Annotated in this window: 14 protein-coding genes; 12 read left to right on the top strand and 2 right to left on the bottom strand. The window is 57.4% G+C overall.

Annotation, left to right across the window (positions count from 1 at the left end; translation table 11 throughout):
* The first annotated feature begins 431 nt into the window (after positions 1-431).
* The 9 genes from sdhC to sucD all read left to right on the top strand — a co-directional run bounded on the left by sdhC (position 432) and on the right by sucD (position 11944).
* A complete protein-coding gene (gene sdhC, locus ACTH3D_RS08355; RefSeq protein WP_441666608.1) occupies positions 432-809 on the top strand; it encodes a succinate dehydrogenase, cytochrome b556 subunit in 378 nt (125 codons plus the stop codon).
* On the top strand, positions 803-1150 hold the full coding sequence (gene sdhD, locus ACTH3D_RS08360; RefSeq protein WP_441666609.1) for a succinate dehydrogenase, hydrophobic membrane anchor protein: 348 nt from the start codon (positions 803-805) through the stop codon (positions 1148-1150). The genes sdhC and sdhD overlap by 7 nt, the downstream gene beginning before the upstream one ends.
* Before the next feature lie 3 nt (positions 1151-1153).
* The gene (gene sdhA / locus ACTH3D_RS08365) at positions 1154-2926 is read left to right on the top strand and encodes a succinate dehydrogenase flavoprotein subunit (protein WP_441666610.1); all 1773 of its coding nucleotides are present in this window, start codon (positions 1154-1156) and stop codon (positions 2924-2926) included.
* 11 nt (positions 2927-2937) lie between these two features.
* Entirely contained in the window at positions 2938-3648 is a 711-nt protein-coding gene (locus ACTH3D_RS08370; protein WP_441666611.1) for a succinate dehydrogenase iron-sulfur subunit, read from the top strand.
* A 212-nt stretch (positions 3649-3860) separates the two neighbouring features.
* Positions 3861-6695 carry a 2-oxoglutarate dehydrogenase E1 component gene (locus ACTH3D_RS08375; RefSeq protein WP_441666612.1) on the top strand — a complete coding sequence of 945 codons (2835 nt, stop codon included), beginning with the start codon at positions 3861-3863 and terminating at the stop codon, positions 6693-6695.
* Between the two features lie 38 nt (positions 6696-6733).
* On the top strand, positions 6734-8275 hold the full coding sequence (gene odhB, locus ACTH3D_RS08380) for a 2-oxoglutarate dehydrogenase complex dihydrolipoyllysine-residue succinyltransferase (protein ID WP_441666613.1): 1542 nt from the start codon (positions 6734-6736) through the stop codon (positions 8273-8275).
* Between the two features lie 53 nt (positions 8276-8328).
* Positions 8329-9765, top strand: coding sequence for a dihydrolipoyl dehydrogenase (gene lpdA / locus ACTH3D_RS08385; RefSeq protein ID WP_441666614.1), 1437 nt, complete (start codon positions 8329-8331; stop codon positions 9763-9765).
* Between the two features lie 140 nt (positions 9766-9905).
* Entirely contained in the window at positions 9906-11072 is a 1167-nt protein-coding gene (gene sucC / locus ACTH3D_RS08390; RefSeq protein ID WP_441666615.1) for an ADP-forming succinate--CoA ligase subunit beta, read from the top strand.
* A complete protein-coding gene (gene sucD / locus ACTH3D_RS08395; protein WP_441666616.1) occupies positions 11072-11944 on the top strand; it encodes a succinate--CoA ligase subunit alpha in 873 nt (290 codons plus the stop codon). The genes sucC and sucD overlap by 1 nt, the downstream gene beginning before the upstream one ends.
* A gap of 91 nt (positions 11945-12035) precedes the next feature.
* Here sucD and ACTH3D_RS08400 read toward each other — a convergent pair whose 3' ends face one another.
* Entirely contained in the window at positions 12036-13979 is a 1944-nt protein-coding gene (locus ACTH3D_RS08400) for an exoribonuclease II (protein WP_441666617.1), read from the bottom strand.
* 102 nt (positions 13980-14081) lie between these two features.
* Positions 14082-14990, bottom strand: coding sequence for a MurR/RpiR family transcriptional regulator (locus ACTH3D_RS08405; RefSeq protein WP_441666618.1), 909 nt, complete (start codon positions 14988-14990; stop codon positions 14082-14084).
* Positions 14991-15108: 118 nt separating this feature from the next.
* Between ACTH3D_RS08405 and ACTH3D_RS08410 the strand changes: the two genes are divergently transcribed.
* From ACTH3D_RS08410 to ACTH3D_RS08420, 3 genes are all read left to right on the top strand, one after another.
* A complete protein-coding gene (locus ACTH3D_RS08410; RefSeq protein ID WP_441666619.1) occupies positions 15109-16458 on the top strand; it encodes an aspartate aminotransferase family protein in 1350 nt (449 codons plus the stop codon).
* A 14-nt stretch (positions 16459-16472) separates the two neighbouring features.
* Complete coding sequence (locus ACTH3D_RS08415; RefSeq protein WP_441666620.1) at positions 16473-17048, top strand: carboxymuconolactone decarboxylase family protein; 576 nt, start codon at positions 16473-16475, stop codon at positions 17046-17048.
* 69 nt (positions 17049-17117) lie between these two features.
* Positions 17118-18047, top strand: a 930-nt coding sequence (locus ACTH3D_RS08420; protein ID WP_441666621.1) for an SLC13 family permease, incomplete at its 3' end; no start/stop codon positions are given.

Genomic DNA, 18047 nt, shown 5'->3' on the forward strand with positions numbered 1-18047 from the left:
TGGTATGTTGCTGTTTAACTTAACTTGTTACCAAAAAAAGACCTGCTCACTATAAAACGGTGTGCACATTTGTCAATTCTCTTTACGCAGGTGCAGCAATGTCGGGCGGGTCTGCGGAATGGGTTTTTACTTACCAGTATGATGCTTTGCATCATTGCATGCCAAGTGTAGCGGGACTTGGAAGCTGCTTGCCAGCCTGTCGGGGTTTTGCAACCTCGTCAAGGAAAAGCAGTGCCACCTTCCACCATGGTCGAGGATTGGCCGGTCGCGATTTGTCATGCCAGGTGCATGACCTTATAATCGGTTGTCGCGACTGGCAGGAATTGATGACGTTGGCAGTTGAAGCGATGTTCGCCTTTTCCACAAACCACCGCCCGTGTCACGCTCGCCTGAGCGTTTTCAACGCGGGCCAAGAGAGTGTGCACAACGCCGTGAATAGCAAACGACCCGTAAATCTGGACCTGAAAACGATACATTTCCCGCTTCCCGCTTTGACGTCGATAGTGCACCGCATTACCGGCGTTATTCTGTTTGTTGGCCTCATCTTTGCTTTTTGGGCTCTCGACGTGTCCTTGTCGTCGCCGGAAGGGTTTGATGCGGTACGCGATACCCTGACCCACAATTTTCTGGCAAAGCTGATCGCCTGGGGATTGCTGTCGGCGCTGGGATATCACTTTGTGGCGGGTATCAAGCACCTGATCATGGATGCTGATATTGGCGTGACCCTTGAGGGTGGTGTCAAGAAAGCACAGATCACCATCGTACTGAGCGCAGTGTTGATCGTTCTGGCAGGAGTCTGGGTATGGTAACCAATATTACAAATCTCGGACGCAGCGGTGTGTCCGACTGGTTGATTCAGCGTGTATCAGCGGTTGTTATGGCCCTGTACACCCTGTTCATCGTGGGCTTTCTGCTGTTTAGTTCTGGCCTGGACTACGCCACCTGGAGCGGCCTATTCGCTCAGACCTGGATGCGTATCTTTTCGCTGCTGGCCTTCATTTCGATAGCCGCGCATGCGTGGGTTGGTCTGTGGACAGTCACCACTGACTACATCAAGCCGACAGGGATTCGCATCGCAGCCCAGTCCATTATCGTCCTGGCCAATTTTGTGTTCCTGGTTTGGGGCATCCAAGTCGTGTGGGGAGCCTGATACATGTCCAATATGCGTAGCCTATCCTTTGACGCCATCATTATTGGCGGTGGCGGCGCCGGTTTGCGCGCCGGTCTGGAGCTGGCCAAGTCCGGCAAAAACACTGCCGTGCTTTCCAAGGTTTTTCCGACGCGCTCGCACACCGTTTCTGCCCAGGGTGGCATCACCTGCGCCATTGGATCTGCCGATCCGAATGACGATTGGCGCTGGCATATGTATGACACCGTCAAAGGTAGCGACTACATCGCTGACCAGGATGCGGCGGAGTACCTGTGTGCAGAAGGCCCGAAGGCGGTCTTCGAGTTGGAGCACATGGGGTTGCCGTTTTCACGCTTTGAGAATGGCCGTATTTATCAGCGCCCATTTGGCGGCCAGTCGAAAAATTTTGGTGAGGGCGGGCAGGCTGCTCGTACTTGCGCTGCAGCTGACCGTACCGGTCATGCGCTGCTGCACACGCTTTACCAGAACAACCTGAAGCACAACACGACTTTCCTCAACGAGTGGTACGTGGTTGATCTGGTCAAGAACGCCAATGGCGATGTGGTAGGTTGCATTGCCATGGACATCGAGACCGGTGAAGTTGCCCACATCGAGTCCAAGGCCACTGTTTTGGCCACGGGTGGCGCAGGCCGTATCTATGCCTCAACCACCAATGCCTTGATCAACACTGGTGATGGTGTCGGCATGGCGCTGCGTGCTGGTTTCCCGATGCAGGACATGGAAATGTGGCAGTTCCACCCGACCGGTATTTATGGTGCGGGCACGCTGGTAACAGAAGGTTGCCGGGGTGAGGGTGGTTACTTGATCAACAAAGACGGCGAGCGCTTCATGGAGCGCTATGCGCCTAACGCTAAGGACCTGGCTAGCCGCGACGTGGTAGCGCGCTCCATGGTTATGGAAATCCTTGAAGGCCGTGGCGCCGGCGAACATGGCGACCATGTCTTCCTCAAGCTGGACCATCTGGGTGATGAAGTGCTTGGCAAGCGTCTACCGGGTATCGTCGAGCTATCTAAGACCTTTGCCCACGTTGATCCTGCCAAAGAGCCTATTCCGGTGGTGCCGACCTGCCACTACATGATGGGCGGTGTGCCGACCAATATTCACGGGCAGGCGATCATGCCTGATGGCGAAGGCAACGAGCATATCGTTAACGGTCTGTTTGCCGTGGGTGAGGTTGCCTGTGTCTCGGTGCACGGTGCCAACCGTCTGGGGGGTAACTCTCTGCTGGACCTGGTGGTGTTTGGTCGTTCGGCAGGCATGTTCATTGATAATGCGCTGAACGCCGGTATTGATTATCTGGCGGCAAGCCAGTCCGATGTTGAGTCGGCCATGGCCCGTATCAACCGCTGGAACGAGTCCGAAGAGGGTGAGACGGTTCCCGAACTCAAGCGCGAGCTGCAGCAGATCATGCAGAATGACTTCGGTGTTTTCCGCAAGGAAGACAACATGGAAGAAGGCGTGAAAAAGCTGGCTGAACTGCGCGAGCGTATTGCTAAGGGCTACCTGCCGGACAAATCAGCTGTCTTCAATACGGCGCGTGTCGAGGCGCTGGAGCTCGACAATATGATGGAAGTCGCTGAGGCAACCGCCATTTCTGCACTGAATCGCAAGGAAAGCCGCGGCGCCCACTCGCGTTATGACTATCCGGATCGTGATGACGTCAACTGGCTCAAGCACTCGGTGTATTACCCTATCGAGAAGAAGCTCGGCAAGCGCGACGTCAACTTCGCGCCCAAGACCGTTGACATGTTTGAGCCAAAAGTTCGCACTTACTGAGGGGAGTCACGATGTCCAATCTTCAGGTATCCCTGTACCGCTATAATCCGGAAACTGACTCTACACCGCATATGGAAGAGTTTGAGGTCGATACTCAGGGGCGCGACCTCATGGTGCTGGATGTCCTGCACATGGTGAAAGAGCAGGATAACAGTCTGGCATTCCGTCGCAGCTGCCGCGAAGGTGTTTGTGGCTCTGACGGCATGAACATGAACGGTAAGAACGGCCTGGCCTGTATTACGCCGCTGTCAGATGTGGTCAAGGGTGGCAAGCTGGTGCTGCGTCCGTTACCGGGTCTGCCGGTCATTCGTGATCTGGTGATCGACATGGGTCTGTTCTACAAGCAGTACGAGCGTATTCAGCCGTACCTGCAGAACGACACCCAGCCGCCGAGTATCGAGCGTCTGCAGTCACCGGAAGAGCGTGACAAGTTGGATGGTCTGTACGAGTGTATCCTGTGCGCTTGCTGCTCGACGTCCTGTCCGTCGTTCTGGTGGAACCCGGATAAGTTTGTCGGCCCGGCGGGGTTACTGCAGTCCTACCGTTTTCTGGCAGATTCCCGCGACACGGCAACTCAGGAGCGTCTGTCTGAACTCGACGACCCGTTCTCGGTATTCCGTTGCCGCGGCATCATGAATTGTGTGGCAGTGTGCCCCAAGGGACTCAACCCGACGCGCGCAATTGGAAAGATTCGTGACATGCTGCTGGCTAATGCCACTTAAATCGTGGGCAAGAGCTTGTTATGATGGTCACAGGCTTCGGTCTGTGACCTCATGTCGCAGTCTTGATTCATGAGATCATGCCGAGCCGGTGCTTTATGGCACCGGCTTTCGATCGTTGAAGCAATGCAAGGTGTGTGTCCTGACACCGCCCAGGCCGTTGGCATTCAGACTGCATGCCGACACCACCCACTTGAGTGCAGGGTGATTGAAAGATGCAAGAAGGCATAATGGAGTTGATGTTGCGTTCTTCCCACGTCAGCGGGGCTAATGCCCACTATGTGGAAGCGCTTTTCGAGCAGTACCTCGAGGATCCCTCTGCCATTCCTGATGAATGGCGTCAGTACTTCGATCAATTGCCTCGCCCAGAAGACAGTTCGGGCGGTGACGTACCTCTTTCCCTAACGCGTGAGCAGTTTTACCAACTGGGCCGTCAACGACGTACAGCAGTAGCCTCGGCGTCTGCCGATAGCGATGAGAACAAGAAGCAGGTTAAGGTTCTTCAGTTGATCAACGCTTACCGCTTCCGCGGACATCAGAAGGCAGATATTGACCCTCTGGATCTGCGTTCCCCCAAACCGGTGCCAGACCTGGACCTGTCATTCCACCAGCTCTCCAGAGATGATCTGAATACTGAGTTCCAAACCGGCTCTTTGTTTCTGGGTGTCGACAAGGCGCCGCTGAAAGAGATTGTTGAAGCGCTGGAGCAGACTTACTGCCGCAGCATCGGTTGCGAGTTCATGCACATTGTCGATACTGAAGAGAAGCGCTGGCTACAGCAGCGTTTTGAGTCGGTACGTTCGCAGCCGAAGTTCAGTAACGAAGTGCGCACCCATGTGTTTGAGCGCCTGACGGCTGCTGAGGGTCTGGAAAATTACCTGGCTTCCAAGTATCCGGGCACTAAACGTTTCGGCCTCGAGGGTGGAGAGTCCTTCATTCCGATGATGGATGAACTGATCCAGCGTGCCGGTGGCTATGGCACCAAGGAAGTGGTGATCGGCATGGCTCACCGTGGTCGTCTTAACATGCTGATCAACATCCTTGGTAAGAATCCGTCTGAGCTGATTGACGAATTTGACGGCAAGCGGCTGGTCAAGCACGGCTCTGGTGACGTCAAGTATCACCAGGGTTTCAGCTCCAACGTCATGACCCAGGGTGGGGAAGTGCACCTAGCGCTGTCCTTCAACCCCTCGCATCTCGAGATTGTAGCTCCGGTGGTGGTGGGTTCCGTACGCGCCCGCCAGGATCGTCGCAGTGACCCTGATGGCGGCAAGGTACTGCCGATCAACGTCCATGGCGACGCAGCCTTTGCCGGGCAGGGCGTGGTCATGGAGACATTTCAGATGTCCCAGACTCGCGCTTATGGTACAGGCGGCACCGTACATATCGTGATCAACAACCAGGTGGGCTTCACGACATCCAATCCGTTGGATACACGCTCTACCGAGTATTGTACTGATATCGCCAAGATGGTTCAGGCACCGATCCTGCACGTTAATGGCGATGATCCTGACGCAGTACTGCATGCTACTCAGGTGGCGCTGGACTACCGCCAGGAATTCAAGAAAGACGTGGTCATTGACCTGGTCTGCTATCGCCGTCGCGGTCACAACGAAGCTGATGAGCCGTCCGGCACCCAGCCCATGATGTATCGCAAGATCAAGGACCATCCATCCACACGCACGCTTTATGCTGAGCGTCTGATTAGCCAGGGCCTGCTGTCAGATGGTGATGCCAAAGCGATGATGGAGACCTATCGTGAAGACCTGATGGCGGGTAATCACGTGGCCAACGCTCTGGTGAAGAAGCCGAACGAGGGGCTCTTCGTCGACTGGAAACCGTACCTGGGCCATGAGTGGTCTGGCGATACCGACACCAGCTTCGACATCAAGCGTCTCCAGTACCTGGCTGATCGGATGTGCAGCGTTCCTGACGGTATTGAAGTGCAGCGCCAAGTTGCCAAGATCTATGATGACCGCCGCAAGATGACGGCAGGCGGTATGGCAATCAACTGGGGCTATGCCGAAACACTAGCCTACGCCACCTTGCTGGACCAAGGCCATCCAGTGCGCCTGACCGGTCAGGACGTTGGGCGAGGTACTTTCTCGCATCGCCACGCGGTGATCCACAACCAGAAAGACGGTACGACTTACGTTCCGCTGCAAAATATCAACGAAGGCCAGCCGCCGTTCGCTATTCACGACTCCTTCCTTTCGGAAGAAGCCGTTCTGGCGTTTGAGTACGGTTATGCCACCACGTCACCCAATTACCTGGTGATCTGGGAAGCCCAATTCGGTGACTTCTTCAACGGCGCCCAGGTGATGGTGGATCAGTTCATCTCATCGGGCGAGACCAAGTGGGAGCGTCTGTGTGGCCTGACCATGCTGCTGCCTCACGGCTATGAAGGTCAGGGTCCCGAGCACTCATCCGCGCGTCTGGAGCGCTTTCTGCAGCTGTGCGCCGAGCACAACATGCAGGTGTGTGTGCCTACTACACCCGCGCAGATATTCCATCTGCTGCGCCGCCAGGTGATCCGCAAGCTGAGAAAGCCGCTGGTGGTGATGTCGCCCAAAAGCCTGCTGCGTCACAGGGATGCGACTTCCAGTTTGGATGAGCTGGCCGGAGGCGGTTTCCAGATGGTTCTGGCTGACCAGGGCGAGCGAGACAAGGCCAAGGTAGAGCGGCTGATCCTGTGTGCCGGCAAGGTCTACTATGATCTGGCTAGCTGGCGTGAAGAAAACAACCGCGATGACGTGGCCATTGTGCGCCTGGAGCAGCTGTATCCCTTCCCGGCCGATGAGCTTTTTGAAGCCATCAAGGATTACACCAACATCCAGGATGTGGTTTGGTGTCAGGAAGAACCGCTTAACCAGGGTGCCTGGTACCCCAGCCAGCATCATATGCGTAGTGGTGTCGAACGCCTGAAGGCAGGGCTTAGTGGCAAGCTCAAATTTGCCGGTCGGCCTGCATCGGCAGCACCTGCTTCGGGCTATATGTCCGTGCACACTGAACAGCAGCGCCAGTTGGTGGAAGACGCCTTTACTCTGTAAGGCATTCACCGGGACGAGAGATTAGACAAGGATACAAAATGGCTACCGAGATCAAGGCACCCACTTTTCCGGAATCTGTTGCTGAAGGCAGTGTGGCCGCCTGGCACAAGAAACCGGGTGATAGCGTCGAGCGCGATGAGTTGATCGTCGAAATCGAGACCGACAAGGTTGTGCTCGAAGTGCTGGCACCTGAGGCCGGCACCCTGAGTGAAGCCTTGGTGGAAGAAGGCGACACCGTTACTTCCGAGCAGCTGCTGGGCCGCATTGGTGAGGGCGGCGAAGCCGCAGCTGACAAGGGCGAGACCGAGGCGAAAGCGAAAGGCGGCAAAGATGACGAGAAAGCTGATGCTAAGCCTGCCGCTGGCGGCAAGCAGCATGAAGTGAAAGCGCCGTCCTTTCCTGAATCCATCCAGGAAGGCACCGTGGCCAGTTGGACCAAAAAAGTCGGCGAGTCAGTCAGGCGCGACGAGGTGCTGGCCGAGATCGAGACCGACAAGGTGGTGCTAGAAGTTGTCGCACCGGCTGATGGTGCCCTGAGTGAAATCAACGCCGAAGAAGGCAGCCAGGTTGAGTCCGAGGCTGTGCTGGGCATCTTCGTCGAAGGTGCGGGTGATGTAGCAAGTGCCGATTCTGGTGATGAAGGCGAGGCAAGCGACGCTGAAGAAAGCGAGAGCATCGACGGCAAGCCTGTTGCACCGGCGGCCCGCAAGATGATCGCCGAGCATGGCCTTGACGCTAGCAAGATCAAGGGTACCGGCAAGAATGGGCTGATCCTCAAGGAGGACGTGCAGAGCGCCGTTAACGACGGCAGCGCCAAAAAGTCAGCAGCTGGAAGCAAGACCGCTGCAGCAAGCGCTGGCGCGCCGGCACTCGAAGGCGAGCGGATTGAAAAGCGCGTGCCTATGTCGCGCCTGCGTCAGACTATCGCCAAGCGCCTGGTTCAGGCCCAGCAAACTGCTGCCATGCTCACCACCTACAACGAGGTGGACATGGGTGCGGTGATGAGCTTACGTGCCGAGTACAAGGAAACCTTCCAGAAAACACATGACGTCAAACTGGGGTTCATGGGTTTCTTCGTCAAGGCGTCATCCGAGGCGCTAAAGCGCTTCCCCGACGTTAACGCCTCCATCGACGGCAGTGAAATCGTCTATCACGGCTATCAGGATATCGGCGTTGCTGTGTCCACTGAGCGCGGTCTGGTCGTGCCGGTGTTGCGTGATACTGATAGCATGAAAATTGCTGATGTCGAAAAGGGGATTGTCGATTACGGAAAGCGTGCGCGTGATGGCAAGCTCGGTATCGACGAGATGCAGGGCGGCACCTTTACCATCACCAATGGCGGTATTTTTGGCTCACTCCTGTCAACACCGATCATCAATCCGCCGCAGACGGCAATTCTTGGAATGCACAAGATCCAAGAGCGCCCGATGGCGGTGAACGGTCAGGTCGAAATCCGCCCGATGATGTACCTTGCGTTGTCCTACGATCACCGCATGATTGACGGCAAAGACGCGGTACAGTTCCTAGTGACTATTAAGGAGCTGCTTGAGGATCCGGCACGCCTGCTGCTGGATATCTGATCCGCGAACGGCACGACGATTCTCTAGAGAAGCGCTAGACACAGGAGCAAAGTATGGCCGATAAATTTGATGTAATTGTTATTGGTGCGGGTCCCGGTGGTTACGTTGCCGCTATTCGTGCTGCACAAATGGGGCTTAAGACGGCTTGCGTTGAGAAATGGCTCAATAAGGATGGCAAGGTTGTCCACGGTGGCACCTGTCTAAACGTGGGCTGTATTCCGTCCAAGGCACTGCTCGAAGCGTCACACAAGTATGTGGAAGCCAAGAACGATTTTAGTGACCTGGGAATCAATGCCAGTGACGTCAGCGTCGATGTAAAGAAGATGATCGAGCGCAAGAACACCATTGTTAAGAACTTGACTGGCGGTATCGCTGGGCTGTTCAAGGCCAATGGTGTTACCCCGCTGGACGGTACGGGTAAGGTTGTTTCTGGCAAGCAGGTCGAAGTGACTGACCTGGACGGTAAAGTAACCACCTATGATGCCGACAGCATCGTGATTGCTGCAGGTTCAGTGCCGGTAGAAATTCCACCGACGCCAATGACTGACGACCTGATCGTTGACTCCTCCGGCGCGCTGGAATTCCAGGAAGCCCCCAAGCGTCTCGGCGTTATCGGTGCTGGCGTTATCGGCCTGGAGCTTGGTAGCGTGTGGAACCGTCTGGGCAGTGAAGTCACGGTGCTAGAAGCGATGGATGATTTCCTGCCAATGGTCGATTCGGCCATTGCCAAGGAAACCCAGAAACTGCTCAAGAAGCAGGGCATGGATATTCGCATGGGTGCGCGGGTCACTGGCTCTGAGGTCAAGGGCAATGAGGTTGTCGTCAAGTACAGCGACGACAAAGGTGATCAGGAAGCCACTTTCGATAAGCTAATCGTGTGTGTTGGCCGTCGTCCCTACACCAAGGGCGTGATTGCTGACGGGGTGGGTGTGGGTCTCGACGAGCGTGGTTTCATCCACGTTGATGACCAGTGTCGTACCAGTGTGCCGACGGTCTATGCCATCGGTGACTGTGTACGCGGCCCGATGCTGGCACATAAGGCCTCGGAAGAGGGCATCATGGTGGCGGATATTATCGCTGGCCACAAAGCCCAGATGAACTACGATGCCATTCCCAGCGTGATCTATACCTTCCCTGAAGTGGCCTGGGTCGGCATGACCGAGCAAGATGCCAAAGCTAAGGGTATCAAGACCAAGACGGGGGCTTTCCCGTTTGCGGCCAGCGGCCGCGCCATGGCCAACAACGCCACAGAAGGCCAGGCCAAGATCATCGCTGATGCCGAGACAGACCGCATTCTGGGGATGCATATCGTCGGTCAGCAAGCCGGTGAGATGATTGCCCAGGGCGTTATTGCTATGGAGTTTGGCTCCAGTGCTGAAGATCTGGCACTGACCTGCTATGCCCACCCGACCATGTCTGAGGCTGTGCACGAAGCGGCCCTGGCAGTGGAAGGACATGCCATTCACATGGCAAACCGCAAGAAGCGTTAACCCGTTTTACACCAGAGCAGTCGCGCCGCCGTCAGGCGGCGCATCCCTTCCGGCCATGTATCGGAAGGAGGCGGTGGTAGCCAGGCGTTCCGACGTGTCAGCTACCGTTTCGAGTCACATGCAACCAATGGCATGAATCGATGAACCTTCACGAATATCAAGGCAAACAGCTGTTTGCCGACTATGGACTGCCAGTTTCCAAGGGCTTTGCAGTAGACACCCCGGAAGAAGCAGCAGAAGCCTGCCAGAAAATCGGTGGTGACATGTGGGTTGTCAAGGCCCAGGTCCACGCTGGTGGCCGCGGTAAGGCTGGCGGCGTCAAGCTGATCAAGAGCGCTGACGAGGCACGGGACTTTGCCGAGCAGTGGCTGGGTAAGAACCTGGTGACCTACCAGACCGATGCCAACGGTCAGCCAGTTTCCAAGATACTGGTCGAAAACTGTACCGATATTGCCAGCGAGCTGTATCTGGGGGCTGTGGTCGATCGCGCCACCCGTCGTGTGGTTTTCATGGCGTCTACTGAAGGCGGCGTGGAGATTGAAAAGGTTGCCGAGGAAACGCCTGAGAAGATTCTCAAGGCCGAAATCGATCCGTTGGTCGGCGCCCAGCCGTACCAGGCCCGTGACCTGGCATTCCAGTTGGGGCTGAGCGGTGACCAGGTTAAGCAGTTCACCAAGATCTTCCTGGGGCTGTCCAAGCTGTTCCACGACAAGGATCTGGCCCTGCTTGAGGTCAACCCGCTGGTGATCACCGACGAAGGCAATCTGCACTGCCTCGACGCCAAGATCAACCTAGACAGCAATGCGATGTATCGCCATCCGGACCTGCAGGCCATGCGCGATCCGTCTCAGGAAGACGAGCGTGAAGCCGAAGCGGCTGCATGGGATCTCAACTATGTCGCCCTCGACGGCAACATCGGTTGTATGGTCAATGGCGCTGGCCTGGCGATGGGCACCATGGACATCATCAAGCTGCACGGCGGCCAGCCGGCCAACTTCCTTGACGTAGGCGGCGGTGCTACCAAGGAACGTGTGGCTGAGGCGTTTAAGATCATCTTGTCCGACGATTCCGTACAGGCTGTGCTGGTCAACATCTTCGGCGGTATCGTACGTTGCGACATGATTGCCGAGGGTATTATCGGTGCCGTTGAGCAGGTTGGTGTCAATGTCCCGGTCGTCGTACGTCTTGAAGGCAACAACGCCGATCTGGGTGCCGAGAAGCTGGCGTCCAGTGGTCTGAATATTATCGCTGCTACCAGCCTGACCGATGCGGCTCAGCAGGTTGTCAAGGCAGCGGAGGGCAAGTAATGAGCATCCTGATCGACAAGAACACCAAGGTCATCTGCCAGGGCTTCACTGGCGGCCAGGGGACCTTCCATTCCGAGCAGGCCATTGCCTACGGAACCCAGATGGTCGGCGGCGTGACCCCGGGCAAAGGCGGCCAGGAGCATCTGGGCCTACCGGTGTTCAACACCGTCAAAGAAGCCGTCGAGCAGACCGGTGCCGAAGCCAGCGTGATCTACGTGCCAGCGCCGTTCTGTAAAGATTCAATCCTTGAGGCCGCCAACGCTGGTATCAAGCTGATCGTGTGTATCACCGAAGGTATTCCGACTCTCGACATGCTTGACGTAAAGGTCAAGTGTGATGAGCTGGGTGTGCGTCTGATTGGCCCGAACTGTCCGGGCGTGATCACGCCGGGTGAGTGCAAGATCGGCATCATGCCGGGGCACATCCATAAGCCGGGTCGCGTGGGTATCGTGTCCCGCTCAGGTACCTTGACTTATGAAGCGGTCAAGCAGACCACTGATCATGGCTTTGGCCAGTCCAGCTGTGTCGGTATCGGCGGTGACCCGATTCCGGGTTCCAGCTTCATTGATATCCTTGAGCTGTTTGAAAAGGATCCCGCCACCGAAGCCATCGTGATGATCGGCGAAATCGGTGGCACCGCCGAGGAAGAGGCTGCCGCTTACATCAAGCAGAATGTCTCCAAGCCGGTGGTGTCCTACATCGCGGGTGTGACAGCACCTCCAGGTAAGCGCATGGGCCATGCCGGTGCGATCATTTCTGGTGGTCAGGGTACTGCAGACGAGAAGTTTGCGGCACTCGAAGATGCTGGCGTTAAGACAGTCCGTTCGCTGGCCGAAATCGGCGATGCACTGAAAGAAATTACCGGCTGGTAAATCGCGGTAAGTGGTAATGAAAAAGGGCACCCTCGGGTGCCCTTTTTGCTTTTCTGATCTACAGCCTCTGAGAGCCAGCTAGCTGCTGAGCCTAGTCGTCAGCAGGACGGCCCACCAGTGAGCGGGTTTCCTCACGGGCCTCGGTAAGCATGATGCGCGCACTGTCTCCCAGTTTGAAGCGCTCAACGCCTTCGATCTGAATGCGACCTTCCTTGTCGTCGATGACCACCTTGTCACGGTCGCTGTGCATCAATGGTGCCGGTATGAACACGGTGGCGCCGTTGGCAACCAGCCGTACCCGCATACCGCCGCGGTTGATGGAGATGATCTCGGCATCAAAGGTCTCGCTCTCGACGGTAGCCGGAGTGAGATAGCGCACATACAGCCAGTCCTTGACGTCGCGCTCTGCCATGCGGTTGAGGCGACGGCGTTCAGTGAGCTGCTCGGTCATTGCCTGGCTAGCTTCTGCTGGTGCCTGCTCGCCTTTGAGCACACGCTTGATCAGCCGGTGGTTGACCATGTCGCCGTACTTGCGAATCGGCGAAGTCCAGGTGGCATAGGCGGCAAGTCCTAGGCCAAAGTGTGGGCCGGGTTTGGCCGACATGTTGGTAAATCCCTGGAAACGACGCAGACGGGCGTCCAGCCAGGCGTCGTCGCGAGCTTCCAGCGCGCGCTTAAGTTCCCGGTAGCGCGGCAGCTCAACCAGGGCTTCGGGCTCGACGCTGACGTCTTGGGCGGTCAGGAATTCGTGGGCAGCTTCGGCTTTTTCCGGCTCGAAGGCGCGGTGTACGTTGAAGATGCCGTGGCCGACGTGCTCGGACAGGAGCTGCGCGCAGCAGGCGTTGGCAACGATCATCGACTCTTCGATCATGCGATTGGCGATACGACGATGCTCGGTACGTACGTCCAGGACGTTACCGGCGTCATCGAGGTCAAACACATAATCGGGACGATCTTTGAATACCAGCGCATGCTCGGCGCGCCAGGCGCTGCGCGCCTCGGTCATGGCTTCAAGGGCCTTGAGTTGCTCACCGATGGCGGCGTCTGGTATCCACTCGCCCTGGCCCTCAAGCCAGTCGGATACTTGGTCGTAGCTGAGGCGTGCGTGGGAGCGTGCCGTGGCGGCGAAAAAGCGGAAGTCGCCCAGGCTGCCGTCGGTATTCACGTCCAGCGTGCAAGCCAACACCGGGCGGTCCTTGCCTTCCCATAGTGAGCACAAATCGTCTGCTAGTACTTCGGGCAGCATGGTGACGTTCTGGCCGGGCAGGTAGACGGTAAAAGCGCGTGTGCGTGCCTCTAGGTCGGCGACGTGGCCTTCCTCAACATAGGCGGTAGGGTCGGCAATCGCTACGCTCAGACGCCAACCGCCTTCGGCACGTGGCTCGATGCGTAGCGCATCGTCCATGTCGCGGGTGGTTTCGCCGTCAATGGTAAAAAAAGGCTGCTCGGTGAGGTTTTCACGCTCCAGACCTTCGTCAAGCATCGGCCAGTCGTTACCGGCTTCGGGGCTGGCCTGTTCCAGGGCATGTCGGGCCAGCGTTACGCGCCAGGGCACAGCGGGGTCATCGGCCTTGGCGACCAGTTCATCAACCTGGGTAAAAAAGGCGCGATCATCGGGCTTGAGCGGGTGACGCACCAGCCGTGCTACCACCCAGTCGCCGTCGTTCAGGCTGTCTTCATCGAGGCTGCGCTTGATGCGCGCCTTGAGCGGTTGCTTGATCGAGGGGTGATCTGGTAACACCGCAAGACGGCCTTCACGCTTTTGCAGGCGCGCGATAAAACGCTGCATGCCGGTCTCGATCAGGGTGTCAGGCTCGGCCGAGGATTTCTCGCCTTCCTGGTGGATGATGGCCTCAACGCGGTCGCCATGCAGAACCTGCTTCATGGCGGGCGGTGGCACAAAGTATGACTCGCCGGCATCGGTCTCAAGGAAGCCGAAGCCACGTTCAGTGGCCTTGATGACGCCCTCGACACGGGGCGTGTTGTCGCGCATCTGTTGCTTGAGCTGGGCAAGCATCGAGTTGTTCTGAAGCATGGTCACGATCGAGTGGCGGGATAGGCTGGCTACTATACGGATTCAGCCGGCGTCCGCCAAATCGATGCACTTTGCCCGGTCGGGCTACTGGCCTGCTTGATGCTACAGCGATGCTTTCAGCTCACTGATCAGATGCTCACGACGTTTCAGGGCTGTCAGGCCGCTATCGCTGAGTAGGTTGGCCACCTCGCTGAGCAGGGTTTCGATCAACAGCATGAAGGCACACATGCTGTTGCTGAAAAACAGGCTGTGATTGGGCACTAGGAAACTGTGTATAGCGGTTGAGCATAGTGGTGAGCTGATGGCGTCGGTGAGCGCGATGATGCGGATATTGTGTTGGGCGGCTATTTTCGCAGTTGCCAGCACACTCGGGGTATAGGGGTAACAGCTGGCGACCACCAGTACGTCGCCGCTATCGAGCTGGGCTAGCCCGTCGGCGACGCCCTGATGCGAGCTGTCGAGCATAGCCACGTCGCTTCTCAGCATGCCCAGTCCATAGGCCATGAACATGGCCAGCGAGCTGAACTGACGCACGCCGTGGATGCGTACGCGAGGCGCCTTGGCCAACATGTCGGCACTTCCGGCCAGGCTTGCGATGTCTATAGAAGCCGTCAGTTCAGCCAGATTGGCGCTCTCCTGGCGAGTCAGCTCGGTCATGCGGACCAGGCTGTTCTGGTCAGTGCCGTGCTGGCTGAGCAGGCGCGATACCTGGTTGCTGTAGAAGCCTTTGTCTTGGGTCAGGCTGCGGCGGAAAACATCCTGCAGCTGAGCAAAGCCGGAATAACCGAGACGCCGCGACAGTCGCGACAGCGTCGAGGCGCTGACGTTATGACGCTCGGCTAGTGCACTGATGGTCGAAAATGCTGCCTGTTCCGGCAGTGTCAGTAGAGCGCCAAGGATGTGTCGGGCAGCCTTGCCTAGGGTGATGGAAGAAGTACCCGCTTCGATAGCGTCGAACAGTTGTTGCAGCTCGGGGAGCGTCTGCGGGGCGGTATTTGGGGTGGCGGGCATAAGCTTGGTCCGTAGAATATTCTGCAAACTTGATTGCAAATTATTTTGCATCAAGTGAAAATGAAAATATATCTATCTTTGTTACCTTGCCAGTGCCAGTCATCGTTCGGAGCCTGCTATGAGCCAAATTATGAGCCACGGTAAAAGTCACGTTTTTCATCGTCATCTGAAACAGTCCTATCCCACGGCCGTTGGTGGTGATGGCCCCTATCTGATCGATTCCAGCGGCAAGCGCTATCTCGATGCCAGCGGCGGGGCGGCAGTCTCGTGCCTGGGCCATAGTGATACGGATGTGATTGAGGCAATACGTGAACAGGTAGGCCGCTTGGCCTATGCCCACACCTCGTTTTTTACCACTGACGTGATGGAAGCCCTGGCTGACTTTCTCATTGAGCGGGCACCAGCTGGGCTGAGCTCGGTGTATTTCGTGTCTGGCGGCTCCGAAGCGGTGGAGGCGGCGCTAAAAATGGCTCGCCAGTACGCTATTGAGATCGGCCAGCCCCAGCGGTGCCATTTGATCGCGCGGCGTCAGAGTTATCACGGCAACACCCTGGGCGCCCTGGCTACCGGTGGTAATGCCTGGCGCCGTCGCCAGTTCGAGCCGCTGCTGGTTGAAGTCAGCCATGTCAGCCCCTGTTACGCGTACCGTGACCAGCGCGCCGATGAGACGCCGGAGGCCTATGGCGAGCGGTTGGCGTGCGAGCTAGAGGATGAAATCCAGCGTCTGGGGCCGGACAGCGTACTGGCCTTTGTGGCTGAGCCGGTGGTAGGTGCAACTATGGGAGCCGTGACTGCGGTGCCAGGCTATTTCCGTCGCATCCGTGAGGTCTGTGACCGTTACGGCATCCTGCTGATCCTTGATGAGGTCATGTGCGGCATGGGTCGCACTGGCAGCCTATTCGCCAGTGAGCAGGAAGGCGTAGTGCCAGATCTGGTCACTGTTGCCAAGGGGTTGGGTGCCGGCTATCAGCCAATTGGCGCCACCCTGGTCAGTGAGCGCATCCGCGACGCCATCGCCCAGGGGTCGGGCTTCTTCCAGCATGGCCATACCTATATCGGCCACGCCACAGCCTGTGCCGCGGCGCTTGCTGTGCAGCGTGCCATCGAGTCTCGCGGACTGCTAAGCCAGGTAAACCGTCTGGGTGATAGTTTGCAGCAGCGGCTGGTCGAGCGTTTTGGCGACCACCCGAACATTGGGGATATCCGTGGTCGAGGGTTGTTCCGTGGCCTGGAGCTAGTGGCTGATCGCGACAGCAAGTCGCCGTTTGATCCAGCACGCAAACTGAATGCCGAGATCAAGCGCACGGCCATGGAAAACGGCCTGATGTGCTACCCCATGGGCGGCACTCTGGATGGTGTGCAGGGCGATCATATTCTGCTGGCGCCGCCGTTCATTCTTGAAGACGCGCACCTCGATGAGATCGTCGATAAGCTCGACATCACCTTCAAGGCCGTTCTCGGCAGCTGAATAGGGACACATTGATGAACATTACCTCACGCCTTCCGTCGCTGGACGACGCCACTATGAGTACTGAGCAACGCCGGGTACTCGACGACATTCTTAACGGCCCGAGAGGCAATCTGGATGGTCCATTTCTGGCCTGGGTTCATAGCCCAGCGCTTGCCGATAACGCCCAACAGCTAGGGGCGTTCTGCCGTTACGGCACCCAGCTGGAGCTACGCCTTACCGAGCTTGCCATACTGCTGACCGCCAGCTGGTGGAAGTCTCAGGCAGAGTGGCAGATTCACGAGCCAATTGCCGCTGAAGCAGGCCTTGATGCGGCAGTTATAGAAGCGCTGCGCGAAGGGCGAGAGCCCGAGTTTAGTCGCAATGATGAGGCATTAGTCTACCGGTTGGGGACGACGCTTTACGCTACGCGCCGGGTCGATGATGCCCTCTATGCCGAGGCCGTGGCGGCCTTCGGTGAGCCAGCAGTGGTCGAGCTTGTCGGTGTGTTTGGCTATTACGCTCTGGTAGCCATGACGCTTAATGTCTTCGAGGTACGGCGTGGCAGCGCACCGCTGCCGTTTGTTGAGCCGGACTCAGCAAGCCGCTGAGTAATAACCGCGGATAAACTGGACGTACCTGGCGTGACAAGGGTTATGCTGTCGGCATCTTGAGCCCGTATGGATGAGTCGGTAGCCATGGCTGACAGCACGCTTGTTTTTCTGCTTCTCGGTGCCACCTTGGCCGCTTTCGTCTGGGGCCACCTGCGCTATGATCTGGTGGCGCTGGGTGCGTTGCTGGGTGCCGTTGCCCTGGGTCTGGTACCCGCCAATGAAGCCTTTCTCGGTTTTGGCCACCCGGCAGTTATTACTGTTGCCGCGGTGCTGGTGCTGAGCCGTGGCCTTGAGCGGGCCGGGGTGGTCGACCTGATCGCCAGTCAGGTGCTTAGGGTCGGCAACCGGCCCGCCCTACAGATACTGGTGCTGACCGGAACGGTACTGGTACTTTCGGGGCTGATGAATAACGTAGGTGCGCTGGCGCTGATGTTGCCGGTTGCCATTCGCATGGCTCGGGAACATGGCAGCCCGCCGTCGCTGCTGTTGATGCCGTTGGCCTTCGGCTCGCTGCTGGGTGGCCTGCTTACCCTGATCGGCACACCGCCTAATATCATCATTTCCAGTTACCGCAGTGCCTTGACCGGCGAAGCCTTCGGCATGTTTGATTTCTTTCCTGCTGGCGCAGCGGTAGCTGTTGTCGGACTACTGTTCCTTGTGCTGCTGAGCGGGAAGCTAGTGCCCCGTCGGGCGGGTAGCAGCTCCACCGAAGCTATGTTCGATACAGCCCATTACTTGGTTGAACTGGAAGTTCCCGAAGAGGGTAAGGCGGTGGGCTGGTCGCTGGGAGATCTTCGCGAGGCGCTGGGAGACAACCTGCCAGTGCTCATGGTGGTGCGTGGTGAACGTCGTTATCCGGGCTATTCGTTCTACGGTCTTTTACGCTCTGGCGATATCCTGCTGATGGAAGCCGGTCCGGATGAAATGAAGCTGTTATCTGATAAGGCCGGCCTGAGCGTAGGGCGCAAGAAGAAAGATAAAGAGAAGGAAAAAGAG

Source organism: Halomonas sp., assembly GCF_052095765.1.
Lineage (GTDB): Bacteria > Pseudomonadota > Gammaproteobacteria > Pseudomonadales > Halomonadaceae > Halomonas.